Here is a 15,843-nt window from a genome sequence, read left to right as displayed (position 1 = left end):
CACGCGACGTGCGCACCGCCCCCGCAGGCAACCACGCCGATCCGCGCCATACTTGACCGCATGCGGTCACTGCGGGGTCTGGCCTGTCTCGCCGCCGGGCTGACGCTGGTGGCCGCCGTCGGCTGCACCGGAAGCGACGGCGAGCAGGCGGCACGCACCGAGGTCCCGTCCGCGTCGGCCCGAACCGGCGGCGGCACCTCCGGCGCGACCTCCGCACCCACGCCGCCCCCTTCCCCCACCTCCGCCGACCCGGTCTCCCTCCCGGCCCTGATGCAGCGCGAGCACCGCGGCTCCGACCTGCGCCTCGGTGACGTACGGCTGCGGACCGACGCCTACACGCAGTACGCGGTCACCTACCGGTCGGGCGGCCTGACCATCTCGGGGATCATGAACGTCCCCCGCGGGGAGGGCCCGTTCCCCGCGCTGGTCCTGGCGCACGGCTACATCGACCCGGACGTCTACAGCACGGGCCGCGGCATGCCCCGCGAACAGGACCTGCTCGCCCGGCGCGGCTATGTCGTCCTGCACACCGACTACCGCAACCACGCGGGCTCCGACGACGACCCCGACAACGACGTCAATCTGCGGCTCGGCTACACCGAGGACGTCATCGCCGCCGTGCTGGCGCTGCGCTCCGCCGCCCGGCCGGACGTCGACGACGAGCGGATCGGGCTGGTGGGGCGGTCGATGGGCGGCGGGGTCGTGTACAACACGCTGGTCGTGGCGCCGGGGCTGGTGGACGCCGCCGTCGTCTTCGCGCCGGTCAGCTCCCGCCCCGAGGAGAACATCGACCGCTTCCAGCGGCCCGAGGGCGACCCGCTGGTCGAGGAGATCGAGGCCGCGCACGGCACCCCCGAGGAGAACCCCGAGTTCTGGCGGCAGGTCTCGCCGGTCACCTACGTCGACCGGGTCGGCGAACCCCTGCTGATCCACCACGGCACCGCCGACGACACCTGCCCCCTGGCCTGGACGAGGGCGACGGTCGCCGCGTTCGAGGCGGCGGGCAAGGACGTGGAGCTGCGGACGTACCGCGGCGAGGGGCACACGTTCGGGCCACGGTGGCCGGACTCGATGGACGCCACCCTGGCCTTCCTCGAACGACATCTGCGCTGACCGGCGAGAACCGAGTGAGGAGACCACGCGCATGCCACAGGTCGCGGTGAACGGCGTCGAGATCTACTACGAGGTGGCGGGCGACGGCGATCCGCTGGTCCTGGTCCATGGGTCCTGGGGCGACCACTACAACTGGTTGCCGGTCATGAAGGAACTCACGCGCGACCACCGGGTGCTGTTGTACGACCGGCGCGGACACAGCCGGAGCGAGCGCCCGCCGGGGCAGGGGTCACGGCGCGAGGACGAGGACGATCTGGCGGCACTGATCGAGATCCTCGGCTTCGCCCCGGCGTTCGTGGCGGGCAACTCCTTCGGCGGGTCGACCGCGCTGGGCCTGGCCGGCCGGCGGCCGGAGCTCTTCCGGGGCATCGTCGCGCACGAGCCACCGCTCATGGGCATCGTGGCCGACGACCCCGAGTCGGGGCCGCTGATGGCGGCGACCGGGCGGCGCATGGCCTCCGTCGTGGCACGGTTGCGGGCGGGGGAACCGCTCGCGGGGGCGCGGCAGTTCGTGGAGGAGGTCGCCTTCGGCCCCGGGGAGTGGGAGCGGATGCCGGACCGGGCACGGGAGACGTTCCGCGTCAACGCGCCCACGTTCGCGGACGAGCAGGGCGACCCGCAGTGGGCCGACCTCGACCTCGCCCGCCTCTCCGGCTACCGGGGCCCCGCCCTGCTGACGCTGGGCAGCGAGAGCCCGACATGGTTCGCGGCGATCGTAGGCCGCCTGTCCGGCGTGCTCCCGCACTCATCGACGCACACCTTCGAAGGCGCGGGCCACCTCCCGCACGTCACCCACCCCGTCGATTACGCACGTCAGGTAAGGGCCCTGGTGGCGCGGGGGCGTCGGGCGTCGTAGCGGGCGAACGGCGGGCGCCGTACGCGGCGTTCGCAGGGGGGACTGTGACGGACGACGCACAGCGGACCGCAAGTTTTTTCCCGCGGCGGTGATTGTTTCGCGCGATGCATCCGTACCTCAGGAGGTACCGGCCGTTCACGTCAGGAGTCACGATGCCCATCTCGCGCCGCATGGTAGGCACCGTCTTCGTGGGAGGTGCCCTCGTCCTCACCCTCTCCGCCCTCGCCTACCCCGCCATGCTGGGCGTGGAGACCACCTCGACCAGCCAGGATCGCGTCATCGCCAACACCCGCTACGGCCCGCTGACCGAGGCCGACCGGGACTTCGTCGTCAAGGTGCGCGCGGCGGGGCTGTGGGAACACCCGCTGGGCATGATGGCGATGCAGCGGGGCACCACCCCGGCGATGAAGGAGGCCGGCCAGCACCTGGTCGTCGGACACGCCCGGCTCGACCTGGCCTGCCGCAAGCTCGCGTCCGAGCTGAACATCACGCTGCCCAACCAGGCCAGCCCGCAGCAGCAGCAGTTCGTGGCGACCGTGGACTCCAAGACGGGCAAGGAGTTCGACGCCACCGGTGTCGCCATCATGCGGGTGACGCACGGGCAGATCTTCCCGGCCATCGCGAAGATCCGGGGCACCACGCAGAACACCATGGTCCGTCAGCTGGCCGACCTGGCGAACGACACCGTGCTCGACCACATGACGATCCTTGAGAAGACCGGCCTGGTGAACTTCGACGCGAACAACTTCCAGCAGACCACGCCGCCGAAGCTCCCCAAGGACCAGATGACCCCGCCCGCACCCCAGCCGGGCGCGCCGGTCCTCACGCTCGCCATACCGAAGGGCCTGGAGGACCTGAACACGGCGTCGCCGTCGGCGCTGCCGAGCGCGGACGTCAAGTGACCTGACAGCGCCCCGGAGGAATACCGGGGCGCTGTGACGTCGATTCCGGGACGCCGTATCAGCCCGTCTTCCACCCCCACGGCGTGTCCAGCCGCTCCCACTCCGCGGCCCACTGCTCCAGGCGCCGCCGCTCCATTCCCAGCCGTACGACCCAGGCGGACCCCAGCACGACCCCGGCGGCGCCCGCGCCTGCCAGGACCCCTCCGGCGACCGCGTGCAGCAGGATCTCGGTCTCGGACAGCGGCTCCTTGGGGAGGACGCCGCTGCGGTCGGTCCACACCTCGACCTTGCCGCCCGCCTTCGTCTTGGGCGCCACCCGCGCCTCGTCCGTGCGCACCGAGCCGTTCGCGTCGGTCCAGCGCACGGTGGCCCACACCAGATGGTCGGAGGTCACCCGCGCGGGCCCCGGATCCTCCGCGTCCTTCACGAGTACGGCCGTCACCCGGTGGCTCTCGGCCCGCTGCTGCTCCGCCGAGCCCACGACCGCGTCCGCCGCGGCGATCCCGCCGAACACGGCGCCGAGCAGCGCGAACAGCCATCCGCACAGCACGACCCAAGCCTCGATGACATCGCAGCGCCGCCTCAGCGGATTGCGCCGCCACCTCCACAGTCGCACCCTCGGGCACTCCGAAGCAGCCATGCCGACACCCCCTTGAGCACCGACAGCACCCCTCCAGTGTGCGCCTGTTGGCCCCAGCGCGTCGGTCGAGACGCCCTGAATGAAGCATTCAGCATCAATGGAGCCGTACGGTGGAATCATTCACCAGCGCCTCTACGCACCCCCACCCGCCATTCGGTCCTGATATTCCAAAGGCGGTACATACGGTGGCTGATACCTTCGTTCCATGCCCCCCACGGACGTCACCGCACTGATCCGCACCGAGCTGCCCCGGCTGGCGGGCTCCCTGCGGAAGGTCGGTGAGCTGATCCTGGAGGATCCGGCCGCCGTCACCCAGTGTTCGGCCGCCGAGCTGGGCCGCCGCACCGGCACCTCCCAGGCGACGGTGACCCGCTTCTGCCGCGCCATCGGCCTCGACTCCTACCAGCATCTGCTGATCGAGCTGGCCCAGGAGCGCGGACGCGGCCAGGTCTCCGACTGGGGCACCGCCGAGACCGGCCCGGACATCTCCCCCGACGACTCCCTGGAGCGGGTCGTGCAGGTCGTGGGCAGCACGGACCTGCGTGCGGTGCAGCAGACCATCGACCGGATCGACCTGGACGCCGTCGAGCGGGCCGCACAGGCGGCGGCGCGGGCCCGGCGTATCGACGTGTACGGCGTCGGTGGCAGCGGGGCCGTGGCGCAGGAGACCGAGACCCGGCTGTTCCGCATCGGCTGCGCGGTGCGCGGCTGGACCGAGGTGCACGCGGCCGCCACCTCCGCCGCCCTGCTCACCCCGGCGGACGTGGCCATCGGCATCTCGCACTCCGGGGCCACCAGGGAGACCGTCGAGCCGCTGGAGCTGGCCAAGGAGCGCGGGGCGACGACCGTGGCGATCACCTCCGACCCGCGCTCGCCCCTCGCCAAGGCCGCCGACATCCGGCTCGTGTCGACCGCGCCGGAGACCGGCTTCCTCACCGGCCTCGGCGGCCGGCACTCGGTCCTGGTGCTGATCGACTGCCTCTACGTCCGGGTCGCCCAGCTCTCGTACCAGCGCGCGAGCGCCTCGCTGGCGCTGACGGACCACATCGCCGCGCAGCATGCGGTGAAGTCCCGGCGCGCCCGCTGAGCACGGCCGGCCGGCGCCGTCCGTCAGACGCCCGCCAGCACCTCGGCCACGGCCCGCAGACTGACCCGCCCCCGCCCGTACGAGCACAGCGCGCCGCCCTCCGGCAGTCCCGTGTCCACCCGCACCGCGTCCGGCCGCCGGGCCAACAGGGCGTCCCGCAGCCGCACTTGCCAGGGGTGCAGCCCGGCGTCGCACGTGGCGACGACCAGCGCGGCGGCCCCGCAGCGGCGCACGATCCCCTCGACGAGGGCGTCCGGATCCGCGCACTCACCGGTCACCGCCGTCCCCGTGGCCTTGGGGTCGACGGCGCGCACCTCGGTCAGCAGGTCCTCGCCGCCCCAGTTGAGCGCGGGGTGGGGCGGCGGGAACAGGTCGACGACATGGGCTCCGCGCACGGCGGGCGGCACGCCCCGACTCCGTACGGCCCTGCGCGCGGCTTCGAGCCCGACGCCGGCGTGCTCGGACGGGGAGGCCGCGACGGTCGTCGTGGTGGCCGGGGTCGCGTACCGCTCGGCGAGCCGGCGCACCCGCGCCGCCGCCTCCTCGACCCGTTCCCGCGCCAGGACCGAGGTGCGCAGCGCGTCGAGCACGGCGTCCCGGCAGCCGAGGGTGACGTTCAAGTCCCCTGTGGCGATGAGGACTTGGTCCGCGCCGGCGGCGAGCGCGATCCGTGCGCCAGCCGCCTCGCCGTACGCGTCGGCGATGGCCTTCATCTCCAGCCCGTCGCTGACGAGGACGCCGTCGAAGCCGAGGTCGTGCCGGAGCAGATCACCCAGGACGCGCCGGCTGAGCGTGGCGGGGCGGTTGGGGTCCAGCGCCGGGAAGACGACGTGGGCGCTCATCAGCATCGGCACGCCGGCGGCGATGGCCGCGCGGAACGGTTCGAGGTCGGCCTGGAGTGCGTCGTACGGCCGCGGATCGACCGCCACGGAGTGGTGACTGTCGGTGGCGGTGCCGCCGTGGCCGGGGAAGTGCTTGGCGCAGGAGGCCACGCCGCGGGCCTCGGTCGCGGTGATCCAGGCGCGCAGATGGCGGGCGGCCCGCTCGGGGTCGGCGCCGAAGGAGCGGGTGCGCACGATCGGGTTGTCCGGCCGGTGCTGGAGGTCGGCGACGGGGGCGTAGGAGGCGGTGATGCCGAGGGTGGCGAGGTGTGCGGCCAGTGCGTCGGCGCAGCGGGCGGTGAGGTTCGGGTCGTCGACGACGCCGAGGGCGTAGGAGCCGGGGACCTCCGGGGCGCCGGCCCCGCGGAGGTGGCCGATGCCGCCGCCCTCGCTGTCGACGGCGACGAGGAGGTCGGGGCGTATGGAGCGCAGCTCGTCCGTGAGGCGGCGCACCTGTTCGGCGTCGCGTATGTTGCGGGTGAAGAGGATGACGCCGCCGAGGCCGCGGTCGACCAGCTCCTTGAGCGGGTCGGGGACGCTCGTGGCACCGTCGAATCCGGCGACGAGGCAGCGGTGGGCGGCTTCGTCCAGGTCGACCGGGAGGGCGGCCGACCCCGGGGACGTGTGCTCGAAGGGGCTCACCCCGGCAATGCTCTGGATCGGTCAGCCGAAAGTCAACCTTCCGGCGGATGACTGATTCAGCTGCTCACCATGCGGACAACCGTCACGCGGGGAGCCGCTCGGCCCTGCGCAGGGCGTCCGCGAGCCGAGACCGATGGCGCCGCCCGCCCAGCAGCCTTCGCACGGCCATATCACCGCCGAACGAGCAACAACCCCGGTCGCGTCGCCCGCCCGCCGACACCCCGACGGCTTGCGGACACCAGCGCGTCATGCCGAGCGGGCACGTTTCCGACGTCCCCAACTGCCCTCGCCCTCTAGCCGTCGGCCCGCTCGCGCGGGTGCGATGCGGAAGGACGACCGCGCCGTGTCCTCGCTCCCGCTCAGCGATCTCCCCGGATCGCTGCCCGCCTGCCCCGCCCCCGTCTCCCCTGCCGCCCCCACCCGCTCCCTCTTCGCCCCCGCGCTCCTCGTCCGCCACGCGCTGACGCTGCTCCCGCTCCTGCTGATCGGGGCGTGGGCGGCGGCCGACTGGCGCACCGTCCGCGACGGCGCCGCCCGGCTTGCCTCCGCCGACCCCTGGTGGCTGCTGGCCGGCCTCTTCTTCACCTGCATGGGCTGGGTGGTCGCCGCACTGGTCCGCCAAGGCGCGATACCGGACCGGCTCCCGCCGGGCCTGCTCCTCGCGTCGCAGTTCGCGGCCGGCGCCGCCAACCACGTCCTGCCGGCGTCCATCGGCGCCCACGCCGTCACCCTGCGCTTCCTCCAGAGCCAGGGCGTGCCCCTGGCCCGGGGCACCGCGTCACTCGCCCTGTACTCGCTGGTCAAGCCGGTCGCGAAAACGGTCGTGCTGCTCGGCTTCCTCATAGCCTTCCCCGAGCTGCTGCACCTCGGCGAACTCGTCCCGGACGAGCGGACGCTGATCCTGGTGGCCGCGGGCGTGGTGGCGGTTGTCGCCACGGCGGCCGTACTCGTGACGACCGTACGACCGCTGCGCCGCCCCCTCCTCGGCTTCGTACGCACCGCCCTGACCGACGCACGCATCCTGCACACGCGACCCAGTCGCGTTCTCGCCCTCTGGGGCGGCGCCACCGCCACCCCGCTGCTGCAGGCGAGCGTGATCGCCTCGGTCGGCTTCGCGCTCGGCCTGCCGCTGTCCTGGACGCAGGTGACGCTGGCCCTCCTCCTCGCCAGCACCGCCGTCGGCGCCGTGCCCGCACCCGGCGGCATAGGCCCCGTGGACGCGGCCCTGGTCTTCACGATGGTCACCTTCGGCGCCCCGATGGGCCTGGCCGCGGCCACGGTCATCGGCTACCGCGTCCTGACGGTCTGGGTCCCGCTGCTGCCGGGCGCGCTGGTGCTCTCGATCATGGTCCAGCGCAAGATCCTCTGAGCCGGGCCCGCACCACCTGACGGCTGACCGTGACCGCGCGCTACTCCTCGCCGATCCGCACGACCGCCACCGTGATGTTGTCGGGCCCGCCCGCTTCGATCGCGGCCTTCCACAGCTCGAAGGCGGCCCGGCCGTCCTCGTGCTCGCGCAGGATCTCGTCCAGGACGTCCGTGGTGAGCGGGTCCGTCAGGCCGTCCGAGCAGATGAGGTAGCGGGCGCCGACCGACAACGGCTCGGCCACGACGTGGGGGGCGACCGAGCGGTAGGTGAGCGAGCCGCCCAGGCACTGGGTGACGAGGGTGGTGGTGCGGCCGGGCGGATGCGGCGGGCTGTCGTCGACGCTCAGCTGGCGCACCCCGTCGCCGGAGACCGCGAAGACCTGGCTGTCGCCCACGTTGAACACGAGCAGCGAGCCGGGCTGCGCGACGACCCCGGCGATGGTCGTGCCCATGCCGGACAGCTCACTGTCCTCCTCGCCGCCCGCCGCCTGGTACACGGCGAGGTTGCAGGCGTTCACGGCGTCACGGACGGCGACCGCGCTGCTCAGGGCGGGACCCAGCGCCGCCATTCGACGGGCGACCAGGGAACTGGCCACATCGCCGCCGGGATGCCCGCCGAGCCCGTCGGCGACGGCGACCACGAGCGGCGTGCCGAGCGGGAAGACCAGGGTCTGCGGGTTCTCGGTGACGGTGCCGCACAGGGTCCACGGCCCGACGACGAGGCTGTCCTCGTTGCGTTCGCGCAGCAGACCGGGATGACTGATCGCACTCACAGCGACGTACGTCATGAGGAGCCACCGCCTTCCCGCACCGGGCACACGACCGGGGCCAAGCCTCCCTCACAAGTCTAGGAACAGCCGCATCCCACGTGCCAGCGCGCCCGGAATCGGAGCGAGCGTCCTCGCCTCGTGGGGTGCCCCGGCCCGGGACCTCGTCATCGCCTCACGCTGGGGCACCGACGTCGAACGCCTCCCGGTGGAGGTGTCCGCGGCGGTGCCGCCGCGCTGGTGAAAGCGGTCAGTCCTCGTCCTGCGTCAGCTGCAGCGAGATGCTGTTGATGCAGTACCGCTGGTCGGTCGGCGTGGCGTAGCCCTCGCCCTCGAAGACGTGCCCGAGGTGGGACCCGCACCGGGCGCACCGCACCTCGGTGCGCACCATTCCGTGCGTGCGGTCCTCGATCAGCTCCACCGCGTCGGTGTCCTTCGGGTCGTAGAAGGACGGCCAGCCGCAGTGCGACTCGAACTTCGTGGTGGAGGTGAAGAGTTCCGCGCCGCAGGCCCGACAGGAGTAGACGCCCTTCGCCTTGGTGTTGGTGTACTCACCGGTGAAGGCGGGCTCCGTAGCGGCCTCGCGCAGAACGGCGTACTCGGCCGGGGTCAGCTCCGCGCGCCACTGCTCGTCCGGCTTTTCGACGTCGTACGACATGAGTACTTGCCCCTCACTTCATCAGGCGGTCCAGGATGAGCGGGCCGAGGTCGGTGACATCGCCCGCGCCCATGGTGAGAACGAGATCACCGGGCCTCGCCATTCCCGCGACCAGCGAAGGCACCTCGCTCTTGTCGTGGACCGCCGTCACCTCGGCGCCGGCCGCCCGTGCCGCCTCGATGACCCGCTCGCTGGTGATGCCGGGGATCGGGTCCTCGCGGGCCGGGTAGATGTCCAGGACCAGCGAGGCGTCGGCCAGGGCGAGGGCCTCGCCCATCTCCTTGCCGAGCTCCTGGGTGCGGGAGAAGAGGTGGGGCTGGTAGACGACCAGGATCCGGGCGTCACCCGCGGCCGAGCGCATCGCCTCCAGGTCGGCCGTCATCTCGGTCGGGTGGTGGGCGTAGGAGTCGATGACCTGGACGCCGGCGGCCTCGCCCTTGAGCTGCAGGCGCCGCTTCACACCGGTGTAGGCCGCGATCGCGGGGGCCAGCTCGGCGGCCGGGACGCCCAGCGCCGCGCCCGCCGCGAGGGCGGCCACCGCGTTGAGGGCGTAGTGGCGGCCCGGGACGGACACGGTGAAGGTGAGCTCCTGGCCGTCCAGGACGACGGTGACCTGGCTCTTCAGCCCCTGCGCCACCACCGACAGCACCCGCACGTCGGCGTCCTCGGCCTCGCCGTACGTCACCGTCCGCACGGTCCCGGACACGCGCCGGGTCAGCTCCCGCGCCCCGTCCTGGTCGGCCGAGATGACCAGGGTGCCGCCCTCGGTGATGCGGTCGGAGAACGTCACGAAGGACTCGTAGATCTCGTCCATCGACGCGTAGTTGGCGTGGTGGTCGAGCTCCACGTTCAGGACGATCGCGACCTCGGGGGCGTACTTGTGGAAGCTGCGGTCCGACTCGTCCGCCTCGGCGACGAAGATCTCGCCGTCGCCGTGCAGGGCGTTCGAGCCGGGGGCGTCCAGGTCGCCGCCGATGGCGTACGACGGCTTCAGGCCCAGCTCGCTCAGGGAGACCGCCAGCATGGACGTCGTGGTCGTCTTGCCGTGCGTACCGGCGACGGCGATCGGGCGCAGCCCGTCCATCAGCGCGGCGAGCGCGTCGGAACGGTGCACCACCGGGATGTCCAGCTCGGCGGCGCGGGCCAGCTCGGGGTTGTCCTTCCGGATCGCCGACGACACCACGACACAGCTGGCGTCGTCGGCGAGGTGCTCCGCGGCATGCCCGATGTGCACGGTCACGCCGAGCGCCCGCAGCGCCTCGGCGGTCGCGGACTCCTTGGCGTCACTGCCGGCGACCTTCGCCCCACGCTGCGCGAGAATCTTCGCGATCCCCGACATCCCGGCGCCGCCGATGCCGATGAAGTGCGGTCGGTCCATGGCGGTGGGAATGCCGGGTGCCATGTCTGTTCTCCCAGAAGTGCGATACGACGGTGAGGCCCCAGCCTATGGGGTGACGAGGTGGACCTGGCGCATGGGACGCCGGGGACTCCGCCTACGGCGCTCCCCCGCAAAGCCCCTACGCGTCACTGTGCGAGAACAGCTTCAGCACCGGCACCCCCACCTTGTGCCGAGCCCTGGAAGCCCAGTCCCGGTGGAAGAACTCCTCGACGTAGTGGGGATCCGTCAGCACGATCACCTCGTCCGCGCCGACCTCGTCCACCACGGCTCTCAGCGCGTCCAGCGGATGATCCTCCAGCAGCCGCCCCTCCGCCTCCGCGCCTGCCGTACGCAGCGCCGTGAGCGACACCTCCAGCGCCCGCTCCCCCGTGCTCAGCGCCTCCTCCCCCTCCGGGGTGCTGCCCTCCCGGACCGCCTCGTCCAGCTCGCCGAGCGCGATGTCGTCGATGGCGCGCAACAGCCTGTCGGCCTGCTCACCGCGCGGCTGGAGCAGCACATGGAAGCCGACCTCCTCGTCACCGTGCAAGGTGGTGACGAACTCCACGTCGGCCGACGTCAGGGCCTTCTCGATCATCAAAACGCTTGTGAACACCGGGGCGCCCCTTCTGCGGAAACCATCCTGCCCCGCGCTCGCACGGGGACTGCGAGTTTTAGTGTGCCCGGCGGAGGCTAAACGGAACGGTCGACTCCGCCGTTTTCAGGATCACGGCACCGAGGGAACCCATGTCCGAACCGAGCTCACGCCCGCCGGTACCGACTGAACAGGAAGCCCTCCTCCTCCAGCAGGGACACCAGCTCGAACCGTTTCGGGACCGCCACCGAGGGCCCGCCCGCGATGCGCTGGGCGTCACCCGCGGTGAGCATCGGGGAGATCGTCAGACAGAGCTCGTCGAGCACTCCGGCGGCCACCAACTGGCCGAGCAGCCGTGGCCCGCCCTCGGTCAGCAGCCGCGTGTGCCCGAGTCCGGCCAGGGCCTGGACGGCGCGGACGGGGTCCACGCCGACGCCGTCACCGGCGATCACCACCTGGGCGCCCACCTTCTCCGCGGCCGCCATCCGGTCGGGGGCCGCGGCGGCGCCCGTCAGGACCAGGGTGGGCACCAAGGGCGAGGTGAACAGCGGCAGGCCGTAGTCCAGGTCGAGGCTCGCGCTGATCACCGCGATGGCGGGCGCGGGCCCCTGTCCGGCCGCCGCACGCGCCCCGGCGAACTCCGCACGCGCGCGTGCCGGGCGGTACCCCTCCTGGCGTACCGTTTCGGCGCCGACGATCACGACGTCCGCGAGCGCCCTCAGCGTGCCGAAGATCCGCATGTCGGTCGCGGTGGAGATGGGCTGTGAACGACCGTCGTGCTGGGCCGCGCCGTCCAGCGTGGACACCATGTTGGCCCGCAACCAGGGCTGCGGATCACCGGGACCGGGCGCGGGATAGGCGTACGCGAAGGCGAGCTCGGCGAGACTCCACTCCCGGTCGACGAGGTCGACTAGATCGCCGGGCGCCCCGCCGGGCCCACCGGCCGCAGGCCCACCTTCGACAGCTCCACTCCCGTCGTCCCCGGCCGAACCGCCGGAGGCCCTCGCTGCTGTCTCGTCGGTCACAGGGAACAGGCGTCGCATGTCAAGGAGTGTGGCACGGCGCTTAGCATGGTGACCCGTGTCGTCCTCCTCCGCCGCGTCCAAGCCGAGCCCGATAGCCGAAGCGAGCCCGGTGTCCCTGTGCACCCGTGAGCCGCGCGTCCCGGCGGACCGGCTGGTCGCCGAGATGGTGCCGCCGCCCCGCTTCGACTCGGTCCGCTTCAGCACCTACATACCGGACCCGAACCAGCCCAGCCAGACCGAGGCGGTCCACGCCCTGGAGGAGTTCGCCGGCGGGCTCGGCGGGGCGCACGCGAGCGGCGCCGGGAAGACGGGCAAGCGCGGCTTCCTCGGGTTCGGCAGGGCCAAGGCCCCCAAGACCCCGGCCGGGCCTCGCGGCGTCTACCTCGACGGCGGTTACGGCGTCGGCAAGACCCACCTGCTGGCCTCCCTCTGGCACGCCACGCCGGCCGAGCCGTCCCTGAAGGCCTTCGGTACGTTCGTGGAGCTGACGAACCTCGTCGGCGCCCTCGGCTTCCAGCAGACGGTGCAGACCCTCTCCGGGCACCGCCTGCTGTGCATCGACGAGTTCGAGCTCGACGACCCGGGCGACACCGTCCTCGTCTCCACCCTGCTCGGCAAGCTCGTCGACGCGGGCGTGGCGCTCGCCGCCACCTCCAACACCCTGCCCGGCAAGCTCGGCGAGGGCCGCTTCGCTGCGGCCGACTTCCTGCGCGAGATCCAGGGCCTGTCGGCGCACTTCCGCGCGCTGCGCATCGACGGCGAGGACTACCGCCACCGCGGCCTGCCCGAGGCTCCGGCGCCGTACTCCGAGGAACAGGTGACGAAGGCGGCGTACGCCACCGAAGGCGCCTCGCTCGACGACTTCCCGCACCTGCTGGACCACCTCGCCCGCGTCCACCCCAGCCGTTACGGCGCGTTGACCGATGGCCTGAACGCGGTGTGCCTCACCGACGTGCAGCCGATTCCGGACCAGTCCACCGCGCTGCGGCTCGTCGTGCTCGCCGACCGGCTCTACGACCGTGAAGTCCCGGTCCTCGCCTCCGGACTGCCGTTCGACCAGCTGTTCAGCGAGGACATGCTCAAGGGCGGCTACCGCAAGAAGTACTTCCGCGCGATCTCGCGACTCACCGCGCTGGCCCGTGACGCCAAGGGCCTGGTAACCCAGTAACTCCCCCAGTTCAAGGGGCAGTTCAAGCCAAGCCACCCTCGCATTTCAGGCTCTCTTCAGCTCGAAACGTTAAGTTAACCCTGCAAACAAGGTTGCCGGGTTAACGTGTTTCTTGACCAACGGTTGACCAAGTGTTGGCACGCTCAAGAGGTGTGGACTGACTGGAGGGGGGCGCATGTTTCGAGGTACGACGGCCCGGACCCCTCTTTCGATCCTCGCCGCCGTCCTGCTCGCCCTCCAGTTCTTCGCACCTACCGCGTCCTTCGCACACGCATACACAGTCAGTCAGGCAGAGGCCAAGGCCTCACCCGGAATCAAGCTCTCCGGGAAGGCGCTGCGCGACGAAACCCTCACGTCACGCCACTGCGTCCCGTCAGGTGACGGGGACCCGACCGGTCCCCTGCGCACCCGTGACCATCAGCGCTTCGCCGACTCCGGGCCCCAGGCGCCCGACAGACCGTTGCTCACCCGGGACTCCGCGTCCGCGCACCAGCCGGCCGAAGCCGGCACCGCGCACCTACGCACGTCGAGATCCTCGACGTCCCACACTCCGGCGGGGCTTCAGATCTTCCGCTGCTGAGCGGCAGAGCAGTCCCCCCACCCCTGTCATGTAAACCCCGACGCGCCACTGAGGCGCGCCAGGAGGAGTCACCACATGCAGCCCCTCATCGACAACGCCCGTATGTTCGGACAGCGCCCTGAGGAGTTCGCCAGGCTCGCCGAAGGGCAGTCTCCGCAGGTCCTGTTCATCACCTGCTCCGATTCCCGGGTCGTACCGGCCCTGATCACGGGCGCCCGCCCCGGCGAGCTCTTCGAGCTGCGCACCGCGGGCAACATCGTCCCGCCGTACGCCTCCGAACACCCCACCAGCGAGGCGGCCACCATCGAGTACGCCGTGGAGGTCCTCGGCGTCCGCGACATCGTGGTCTGCGGCCACTCCCACTGCGGAGCCGTCGGCGCGCTGGTGCGCGGCGACGACCTGGACGCCGTACCGGCCGTGCGCGACTGGCTCTCGCACGCCACCCCGCGCCCGACCGGCGCCGCCGAGGACCCCGAGGTCGCCGAGGGTGTCCAGGCCCATGTGCTGACGCAGCTGCTGCGGCTGCGCTCGTACCCGTTCATCGAGAAGAAGCTGAAGGAGCGTCAACTGTCCTTGCACGCCTGGTACTACGAGGTGCACAAGGGCGCCGTGCGCGCCCACAGCGCCGAGACCGACGCGTTCGAGGCGCTGTGATCGCCATGATGACCAAGTTCCCCCACATACGGCAGGACTTCGCCGCCTCGCTGGTCGTCTTCCTGGTCGCGCTGCCCTTGTGTGTCGGCGTGGCCGTCGCCTCCGGAGTGCCGGCCGAGCTCGGGCTCGTCACCGGCATCGTCGGTGGCATCGTCACCGGCCTGATGCGCGGCAGCAGCCTCCAGGTCTCCGGGCCCGCCGCCGGTCTGACGGTGCTGGTCTACGAGGCGGTCCAGGAGTTCGGGCTGCCGGTCCTCGGTGTGCTGGTGCTCGCCACCGGCCTGCTCCAGCTCCTCATGGGCGCCCTGAAGCTGGGGCGCTGGTTCAGGGCCATCTCGGTCTCCGTGGTCGAGGGCATGCTGGCCGGTATCGGCCTGGTGCTCATCGCCGGCCAGCTCTACGCGGTCGCGGACGCCAAGGCGCCCGCCTCCGGCCTGGAGAAGATAGCCGGGCTGCCCGGCGCGCTCGCCCAGGCCGCCGGGGACACCGGGGCACTGGCCTCGATCGGACTCGGCGCCGGCACCATCGCCGTGCTGGTGCTGTGGAAGCGGCTGCCGCGCAGGGTGCGCGCGGTTCCCGGTCCGCTCGCCGCGGTCGGCCTGGCCACGCTGGTCGCCGCCGTGTTCTCGCTGCCGGTCGCCACCGTCGAGGTCAAGGGTCTGCTGGGCGCCGTCCAGCCGCCGTCCCTGAGCGCCTTCGGCGAGCTCGCAGACGTCGGGATACTCGCCACGATCGTCGCCTTCACGCTCATCGCGTCGGCCGAGTCGCTGTTCAGCGCGGCGGCCGTGGACCGGCTGCACGACGGTCCGCGCACCCAGTACGACAAGGAGCTGATGGCGCAGGGCGCGGGCAACACGGTCTGCGGTGCGCTCGGCGCGCTGCCGATGACCGCGGTCATCGTGCGCAGCTCCGCCAACGTCCAGGCGGGCGCCAAGACCAAGGCGTCCCGGGTCATGCACGGCGTGTGGCTGCTGCTGTTCGCCGCGCTGCTGCCCGCCACGCTGGCGCTGATCCCGATCCCCGCGCTGGCCGGCATCCTGGTGCACTCCGGCTGGAAGCTGATCCCCTTCCGCGGGATCGTCTCCCTGTGGCGGGGCCACCGGGGCGAGGCGCTGATCCTCGTGGTCACGGCCGTGTCGATCGTCGCGGTGAACATGTTCGAGGGCGTGCTGATCGGTCTCGCCCTGTCGGTCGCCAAGACCGCCTGGGAGGCCTCGCACCTGAAGCTGGAGGTCATAGACAAGGGCGCGGGACCGATCCAGGCGTACCTGTCGGGCAACGCGACCTTCCTGAGGCTGCCGAAGATCCTCGACAGCCTGGAGGCGCTGCCCCAGGACCGCCCGGTGGAGCTGAACCTGTCCGGGCTGCACCACCTCGACCACGCCTGCCGTACGGCCCTGGAGAACTGGGCCGAGCGGCACAGCGACGCCGGCACGGAACCGGTGCGGGTCACGGCGCCCTGACCAGCGTAGGACCCTCGGGTCCGGGGCCGTCCGTGGCCCCGGACCTGACGCCGGGCATATCGTTACAGG

Annotated in this window: 16 protein-coding genes; 9 read left to right on the top strand and 7 right to left on the bottom strand. The window is 72.0% G+C overall.

Annotated elements, in window-relative coordinates:
• Window positions 1–60: 60 nt before the first annotated feature.
• The 3 genes from OG254_RS36725 to OG254_RS36715 all read left to right on the top strand — a co-directional run bounded on the left by OG254_RS36725 (window position 61) and on the right by OG254_RS36715 (window position 2,871).
• On the top strand, window positions 61–1,113 hold the full coding sequence (locus OG254_RS36725) for an alpha/beta hydrolase family protein (RefSeq protein ID WP_405590598.1): 1,053 nt from the start codon (window positions 61–63) through the stop codon (window positions 1,111–1,113).
• Window positions 1,114–1,144: 31 nt separating this feature from the next.
• Window positions 1,145–1,969: an alpha/beta fold hydrolase gene (locus tag OG254_RS36720; protein WP_405590595.1), complete on the top strand. Its 825-nt coding sequence runs from the start codon at window positions 1,145–1,147 to the stop codon at window positions 1,967–1,969.
• Between the two features lie 152 nt (window positions 1,970–2,121).
• Entirely contained in the window at window positions 2,122–2,871 is a 750-nt protein-coding gene (locus OG254_RS36715; protein WP_351186379.1) for a DUF4142 domain-containing protein, read from the top strand.
• A 58-nt stretch (window positions 2,872–2,929) separates the two neighbouring features.
• On the opposite strand, the gene OG254_RS36710 is transcribed toward OG254_RS36715, so the two are convergent.
• Entirely contained in the window at window positions 2,930–3,511 is a 582-nt protein-coding gene (locus OG254_RS36710) for a hypothetical protein (protein ID WP_405590593.1), read from the bottom strand.
• Window positions 3,512–3,716: 205 nt separating this feature from the next.
• Between OG254_RS36710 and OG254_RS36705 the strand changes: the two genes are divergently transcribed.
• A complete protein-coding gene (locus OG254_RS36705; protein ID WP_405590590.1) occupies window positions 3,717–4,598 on the top strand; it encodes a MurR/RpiR family transcriptional regulator in 882 nt (293 codons plus the stop codon).
• Window positions 4,599–4,621: 23 nt separating this feature from the next.
• Here OG254_RS36705 and nagZ read toward each other — a convergent pair whose 3' ends face one another.
• Window positions 4,622–6,121: a beta-N-acetylhexosaminidase gene (gene nagZ, locus OG254_RS36700; protein ID WP_405590587.1), complete on the bottom strand. Its 1,500-nt coding sequence runs from the start codon at window positions 6,119–6,121 to the stop codon at window positions 4,622–4,624.
• A gap of 343 nt (window positions 6,122–6,464) precedes the next feature.
• On the opposite strand from nagZ, the gene OG254_RS36695 reads away from it, so the two are divergent.
• Window positions 6,465–7,490, top strand: coding sequence for a YbhN family protein (locus OG254_RS36695; RefSeq protein WP_405595391.1), 1,026 nt, complete (start codon window positions 6,465–6,467; stop codon window positions 7,488–7,490).
• 40 nt (window positions 7,491–7,530) lie between these two features.
• Here OG254_RS36695 and OG254_RS36690 read toward each other — a convergent pair whose 3' ends face one another.
• The 5 genes from OG254_RS36690 to OG254_RS36670 form a co-directional block, all read right to left on the bottom strand.
• Window positions 7,531–8,277 (bottom strand): protein phosphatase 2C domain-containing protein, encoded by a 747-nt coding sequence (locus OG254_RS36690; RefSeq protein WP_351186387.1) that lies wholly within the window; start codon window positions 8,275–8,277, stop codon window positions 7,531–7,533.
• A 229-nt stretch (window positions 8,278–8,506) separates the two neighbouring features.
• Window positions 8,507–8,914, bottom strand: a complete 408-nt coding sequence (msrB, locus tag OG254_RS36685; RefSeq protein WP_351186388.1) for a peptide-methionine (R)-S-oxide reductase MsrB — start codon at window positions 8,912–8,914, stop codon at window positions 8,507–8,509.
• Between the two features lie 13 nt (window positions 8,915–8,927).
• Window positions 8,928–10,316, bottom strand: a complete 1,389-nt coding sequence (murC, locus tag OG254_RS36680; RefSeq protein ID WP_405590582.1) for a UDP-N-acetylmuramate--L-alanine ligase — start codon at window positions 10,314–10,316, stop codon at window positions 8,928–8,930.
• A 115-nt stretch (window positions 10,317–10,431) separates the two neighbouring features.
• Window positions 10,432–10,905, bottom strand: a complete 474-nt coding sequence (locus OG254_RS36675) for an indole-3-glycerol phosphate synthase (protein ID WP_405590579.1) — start codon at window positions 10,903–10,905, stop codon at window positions 10,432–10,434.
• A 146-nt stretch (window positions 10,906–11,051) separates the two neighbouring features.
• Window positions 11,052–11,927: a pyrimidine reductase family protein gene (locus tag OG254_RS36670; RefSeq protein WP_405590577.1), complete on the bottom strand. Its 876-nt coding sequence runs from the start codon at window positions 11,925–11,927 to the stop codon at window positions 11,052–11,054.
• A gap of 37 nt (window positions 11,928–11,964) precedes the next feature.
• On the opposite strand from OG254_RS36670, the gene zapE reads away from it, so the two are divergent.
• From zapE to OG254_RS36650, 4 genes are all read left to right on the top strand, one after another.
• Complete coding sequence (gene zapE / locus OG254_RS36665) at window positions 11,965–13,077, top strand: cell division protein ZapE (RefSeq protein WP_405590575.1); 1,113 nt, start codon at window positions 11,965–11,967, stop codon at window positions 13,075–13,077.
• A 175-nt stretch (window positions 13,078–13,252) separates the two neighbouring features.
• Complete coding sequence (locus OG254_RS36660) at window positions 13,253–13,657, top strand: hypothetical protein (protein ID WP_405590572.1); 405 nt, start codon at window positions 13,253–13,255, stop codon at window positions 13,655–13,657.
• A gap of 75 nt (window positions 13,658–13,732) precedes the next feature.
• On the top strand, window positions 13,733–14,311 hold the full coding sequence (locus OG254_RS36655) for a carbonic anhydrase (protein WP_405590569.1): 579 nt from the start codon (window positions 13,733–13,735) through the stop codon (window positions 14,309–14,311).
• Window positions 14,312–14,316: 5 nt separating this feature from the next.
• Window positions 14,317–15,774, top strand: a complete 1,458-nt coding sequence (locus tag OG254_RS36650) for a SulP family inorganic anion transporter (RefSeq protein ID WP_405590567.1) — start codon at window positions 14,317–14,319, stop codon at window positions 15,772–15,774.
• Window positions 15,775–15,843: the final 69 nt, after the last annotated feature.

Origin of the sequence: Streptomyces sp. NBC_01092, assembly GCF_045039535.1 — a bacterium.
GTDB lineage: Bacteria > Actinomycetota > Actinomycetes > Streptomycetales > Streptomycetaceae > Streptomyces.
The sequence above is the reverse complement of the archived record's forward strand: the minus strand, read 5'-3'. Positions and strand labels throughout refer to the sequence as shown.

Coding starts and splice junctions, on each gene's coding strand:
- OG254_RS36725 (WP_405590598.1), top strand. CDS start 61: ATGCGGTCACTGCGGGGTCTGGCCTGTCTCGCCGCCGGGCTGACGCTG.
- OG254_RS36720 (WP_405590595.1), top strand. CDS start 1,145: ATGCCACAGGTCGCGGTGAACGGCGTCGAGATCTACTACGAGGTGGCG.
- OG254_RS36715 (WP_351186379.1), top strand. CDS start 2,122: ATGCCCATCTCGCGCCGCATGGTAGGCACCGTCTTCGTGGGAGGTGCC.
- OG254_RS36710 (WP_405590593.1), bottom strand. CDS start 3,511: ATGGCTGCTTCGGAGTGCCCGAGGGTGCGACTGTGGAGGTGGCGGCGC.
- OG254_RS36705 (WP_405590590.1), top strand. CDS start 3,717: ATGCCCCCCACGGACGTCACCGCACTGATCCGCACCGAGCTGCCCCGG.
- OG254_RS36690 (WP_351186387.1), bottom strand. CDS start 8,277: ATGACGTACGTCGCTGTGAGTGCGATCAGTCATCCCGGTCTGCTGCGC.
- msrB (WP_351186388.1), bottom strand. CDS start 8,914: ATGTCGTACGACGTCGAAAAGCCGGACGAGCAGTGGCGCGCGGAGCTG.
- murC (WP_405590582.1), bottom strand. CDS start 10,316: ATGGCACCCGGCATTCCCACCGCCATGGACCGACCGCACTTCATCGGC.
- OG254_RS36670 (WP_405590577.1), bottom strand. CDS start 11,927: ATGCGACGCCTGTTCCCTGTGACCGACGAGACAGCAGCGAGGGCCTCC.
- OG254_RS36660 (WP_405590572.1), top strand. CDS start 13,253: ATGTTTCGAGGTACGACGGCCCGGACCCCTCTTTCGATCCTCGCCGCC.
- OG254_RS36655 (WP_405590569.1), top strand. CDS start 13,733: ATGCAGCCCCTCATCGACAACGCCCGTATGTTCGGACAGCGCCCTGAG.
- OG254_RS36650 (WP_405590567.1), top strand. CDS start 14,317: ATGATGACCAAGTTCCCCCACATACGGCAGGACTTCGCCGCCTCGCTG.